Origin of the sequence: Mycobacterium sp., assembly GCF_035499775.1 — a bacterium.
In the GTDB taxonomy this organism is placed as follows: Bacteria; Actinomycetota; Actinomycetes; order Mycobacteriales; family Mycobacteriaceae; genus Mycobacterium.
In genome coordinates, this window is record NZ_DATJYB010000351.1 from 1 (window position 1) to 4,689 (window position 4,689).

The window sequence follows — 4,689 nt, forward strand, 5'->3', positions numbered from 1 at the left end:
CGACACCAGAAGGAAGACACATGTCGCACAGAGGCGGCGGCCTCAACGGCACGCGCGCCCAGAAAGGTTAATTGCCCCCGGTCGCAGCAGGTCCGCTACGCCGACTTGGTGCGGTTAGGCCGCACCCCGGGCATGCTCACCCTGTTGGGGATGCGCGGCCAGGTAGTCGCGCAGTGCCTGACGACCACGGTGGATGCGGCTGCGCACGGTACCCAGCTTCACGCCGAGCGTCGCGCCGATCTCCTCGTAGGACAGACCCTCGATGTCGCAGAGCACGACCGCGGCGCGAAACTCAGGCGGCAGCGAATCCAGGGCCGCCTGCAGGTCAGGACCCAGTCGCGAGTCGTGATAGATCTGCTCGGGGTTGGGCTCGTCGGCAGGCACCCGGTCGTAGTCCTCGGGCAGCGCCTCCATCCGGATGCGCGCCCGGCGCCGGACCATGTCTAGGAACAGGTTCGTGGTGATGCGGTGCAACCAGCCCTCGAAGGTTCCGGGCTGGTAATTCTGGACCGACCGGAACACCCTGATGAAGGTCTCCTGGGTCAGATCCTCGGCGTCCTGCTGGTTGCCGGAAAGACGGTAGGCCAGCCGGTACACCCGGTCGGCGTGCTGACGCACCAGCTCATCCCAGGAGGGCATGGTCGTCTTGTCACCGGTCGCGTCGAATACCGCGGTCCCGTGCAACTGGTCGGTCGGCTCCACCCACTCGTCGTCGCGAATCACCTGCGGGTGCGACATCGTGGTCGGGTTCAACGTCGGGTTCGACGACGGGTTCAAAGTGATGATCGGATCCTCCGGGTTTGCCCTGCCATCGGGATTCGGCAGTTCGTCAGCGGGAACGCCAAGCTGCCAGCATGTATTCCCAGGTGCATACCCGGCTTCCCGTCCGGTGAAGCGCTCTCCCCGTTCCATACCGATACCGTCGCGTACCGGGGTGTGGGCGATATAGGAGCAATCTGAGGTTTGCCTGAGAAACCATATCGTTACCTGCGATATGCAGGGCATTCCCGACGGCAGTGACGTTGGTCGCCTTTCAGGTTTCGGGCGTGTCGCGGCGTTGCGGCTCAGGCGCGCCTGTCTGACGCCGGCGAGATATGACATACGCTGCGGGCATGGACGCCACCGAGACCACCCCCGGCCAGGCGGCCCCCAGTCGAGCCGACGCCATCTCCGCGCACGCCGAGGGGTCGATATCAGAAGACGTGATCCTGGCGGGCGCCCGCGAGCGCGCCGTGGACATCGGCGCCGGGGCGGTGACGCCGGCGGTCGGGGCCCTGCTGAGCCTGTTGGCCAAGCTCACTGGCGGCAAGGCCGTCGCCGAGGTGGGCTCCGGCGCCGGAGTCAGCGGGCTCTGGTTGTTGTCGGGCATGAGCGACGACGGGGTATTGACCACCATCGACATCGAGCCCGAGTATCTGCGCCTGGCCAAGCAGGCGTTCTCGGAAGCGGGCATCGGGCCGTCGCGGACCAGGCTGATCAGCGGGCGCGCCCAAGAGGTGCTGACCCGGCTCGCCGACGAGTCCTATGACCTGGTGTTCATCGACGCCGACCCGATCGACCAACCGGAGTACGTCGTCGAGGGGGTGCGGCTGTTGCGGTCCGGCGGGGTCATCGTCGTGCACCGGGCGGCGCTGGGCGGGCGGGCCGGTGATCCCGCGGCGCGCGACGCGGAGGTCGTCGCGGTCCGGGAGGCAGCCCGGATGATCGCCGAGGACGAGCGGCTCACGCCCGCGCTGATACCGCTCGGCGACGGCGTGCTGGCCGCCGTCCGCGATTAGTCCGGGAATCCGGCTGACCGGGCGCTCGGAATCGCCGTGAGCGCACACTCGGCGAACGCGAGCGTCAGCAGACGGAGATTGAGCAGTACGTGCAGTCGGTCGTGTTCCAGGTTGTGAATCCCAGCCTGGTCAACGTTGCCGCAGCTTCCAGTTGCTCGTCGGTAGCGACGGCGATATCCATTGCATCGATGTTGCTGTGAGTCATACGAAACTGGCCCTTTGCTGCCCGGCCGACACCAACGCCGGCCCTAGAAAACAGTCGAAACTTACCGTGCGGTTCTGCGAGTCTTACGTGGTAGCGCCAATATAGGCTTGATTGCTGTCGCGCGTCGCGTTGTTCAGGAAATTATCTACGCCGCCTTACGGGAGGTCGAGTGGAGGACTTCTTCGGTAGCCTGATGGTTCGCGCAGCAACCATCGACGAAGTCCTCCCCGACGGGTTCGAGGCTTTGCCAGGATCCAAGGCCGACGCCGACCTCGCTGCCCGGCGGCTGGCCGCCTGGTGTCGTTCGGCGGCCAGCGGCGACTGGTTGCAGTTCGAACGCCGCCTCGCCCGGGATGGACTGTCGATGGGCCAGGTGCTGGCGAAGTTCGCGACCGTACGGCCCGCCGCTCACGCGCCGATGCCGGTTTGGGTTCAGGATGCGATCTGGATCGAGACCGCGCTGCACCGCGGTGCCGCCGCCTCTGACCAGGAAGAACCGTGCGCGTTCGGGCCACTGCTGGTGCCCGTGGTCGAGCAGGCCGACCGGCTGCTCTGGGCGGCCGAGCCTGAGCGCGTCCGCGCCGGCGTCGCCCCGTCGGCCCGGGCCTGCCTGCGCCGTTCGCTGCTCGAGGCGTTGTCGGGGTTGTTCGCCCCGGCGCTCTACGAGCGCTTCGCCGACACACGCAAGTACGACGAGTTCGTCGCCGGCATGAAAGACGGCGGCTTCCGGCGACTGTTCGAGGACAAGCCGGTCTTGTTGCGGCTGGCCGCCGCTCTCACGCGACAGTGGATGTACTCCGCACACGAGCTGGTGTCCCGGCTGGACGCCGACCTGGCCGACATCCGGGCGGAGTTTCGCGGGGCTTGCGGTCGCGTCGTCGGGGTCGACGGCGACGTCTCCGATCCGCACAATCACGGTCGTAGCGTCCAGATCGTCGCCTTCGAGGACGGATCGCGCGTCGTCTACAAGCCCAAGGACTTGGCGCTGGACGCTGCCTGGCACGGGCTGGTCGGGCGATTGAACGCGAGCGGAGCTCCAGTGGAGCTGTCCGCGGCGCGCACCATCACCCGCGACGGCTACGGCTTCAGCGAATTCGTCGACCACACGGGATGCGTTGACGCGCAGGGCTGTCAGCGGTTTTTCCGGCGCGCGGGCGCGCTGCTGGCGCTGTTCCATTGCGTCACCGGCACCGACATCCATCACGAGAACATGGTGGCCGCCGGCGAGCATCCGGTGCCCGTCGACCTGGAGATGATTCTGCAGCCGCCGCCTGAGGAGCACGTCGCGCAAACCGAACAAGCACGGGCTTTCGGGGCCGCCAAGGACCTCATCGGCAACTCGGTGATGGCCGTCGGCCTGCTGCCCACCTACGCACGGGCCCTCGACAACAGCATCTTTGGGATCGGCGGAGTCAAATCGGGGCGGCTGGCGCGCACCACGCTCACCTGGAGCGACATCAACAGCGATGCCATGCGGCCCGCGCCGAGCAAACAGATGACCACCTCGACGACCAACCTGCCGCACTTCGAAGGCCACTACGCGAAGCTGGCCGACCACGTCGACGAATTCATCTGTGGGTTCGAAAGTTATGCCCGGTTCCTCTCCGGGAGCGCCCCGGGGCTGCTCGACGGCTTTGCGGGGCTGCCGACCCGAAAGGTGATCCGGCCCACCCGGTTCTACAGCATGCTGCTGGGTCGACTCACCGATCACCACAGCATGGACGACGGGATCGCCTGGTCGGCGCAAGCAGATTTCGTTGCGCGACTGGCTGATTGGGAGTCGGATGCGGATCCGTTGTGGCCCATGCACGCTGCCGAGCGAGACGCCCTGCTCGCGTTGAGCGTGCCCTACTTCGTCGCGCCCAGTGATGTCGATCGCGCTCGCGCGCGGCTGGCCGACTTCGACGAGCGCGAGATCGCCTGGCAGGTCGAGGTCATTCGGCAAAGCACCGCGATCTTGTCGAAACCTCCGGACGATATCGCAAGCGCCCCAACACTGTTGCGCGCCGAAGCGCCGACGGCCCCAGAGCCGACCGCCCTGCTGGCACACGCCGGCAAGCTGGCAGAGGAGCTGTCGCAGCACGCGATCCGCAGCGGTCCTGGTGCCGCGTGGATCGGGCTGGATTGGCTCGGTGATTCCGAGGTGTCGCGGCTTGTCGCCCTGGGACCCCAGTTGTACAACGGCGTCTGCGGAATCGCGGTGTTCCTGGCCGCGCACGCCGCCCTGGCCGGCAGCCCCGCGTCGAAAGAGCTGGCGCTGGGCGCGCTGTGCAATCTGCGTAAAGAGCTGAAAAGCCGCAACGCCGCGCACCTGGTGCGGGCGCTGGGAATCGGCGGCGGCTCCGGCTTGGGTTCGATCGTCTACGCATTTTCCGTGACGTCCGAACTGCTGAGCGACTCCGAGTTGCTTGCCGATGCTCATCTGGCCGCCGGTCTCATGACCGACGACCTGATCGCAGCAGACCGACAACTCGACGTCATGGACGGCACGGCCGGCGCGATTCTGGCGCTGCTCCGACTCCATCGTCAGAGCGGATCGGAAAGCCTGGTGGAACGCGCGATTATGGGTGGTCGTCACCTGCTGGCCCAACCCCGCGGCGGCTCGGCCGGCCGCCGCAGCTGGCGAGGACAAAGCCCCGGCACGCAGCCCTCAACGGCATGTCACACGGCGCGGCCGGCTTCGCCTACGCCCTGACCGCGCTGGGG

3 protein-coding genes are annotated in these 4,689 nt (G+C 67.2%); 2 read left to right on the plus strand and 1 reads right to left on the minus strand.

Going from position 1 to position 4,689, the window contains the following annotated elements; genetic code table 11:
- Positions 1–114: 114 nt before the first annotated feature.
- Positions 115–912 carry an RNA polymerase sigma factor SigE gene (sigE, locus tag VML93_RS22095; RefSeq protein ID WP_325614335.1) on the minus strand — a complete coding sequence of 266 codons (798 nt, stop codon included), beginning with the start codon at positions 910–912 and terminating at the stop codon, positions 115–117.
- A 200-nt stretch (positions 913–1,112) separates the two neighbouring features.
- On the opposite strand from sigE, the gene VML93_RS22100 reads away from it, so the two are divergent.
- A complete protein-coding gene (locus VML93_RS22100; RefSeq protein ID WP_325614337.1) occupies positions 1,113–1,778 on the plus strand; it encodes an O-methyltransferase in 666 nt (221 codons plus the stop codon).
- 374 nt (positions 1,779–2,152) lie between these two features.
- Complete coding sequence (gene lanM, locus VML93_RS22105; protein WP_325614339.1) at positions 2,153–4,678, plus strand: type 2 lanthipeptide synthetase LanM; 2,526 nt, start codon at positions 2,153–2,155, stop codon at positions 4,676–4,678.
- Positions 4,679–4,689: the final 11 nt, after the last annotated feature.

What these genes read in the sequence shown, in the direction of transcription:
- VML93_RS22100 (WP_325614337.1), top strand. Translation starts at nt 1,113, where the DNA reads ATGGACGCCACCGAGACCACCCCCGGCCAGGCGGCCCCCAGTCGAGCC.
- sigE (WP_325614335.1), bottom strand. Translation starts at nt 912, where the DNA reads ATGGAACGGGGAGAGCGCTTCACCGGACGGGAAGCCGGGTATGCACCT.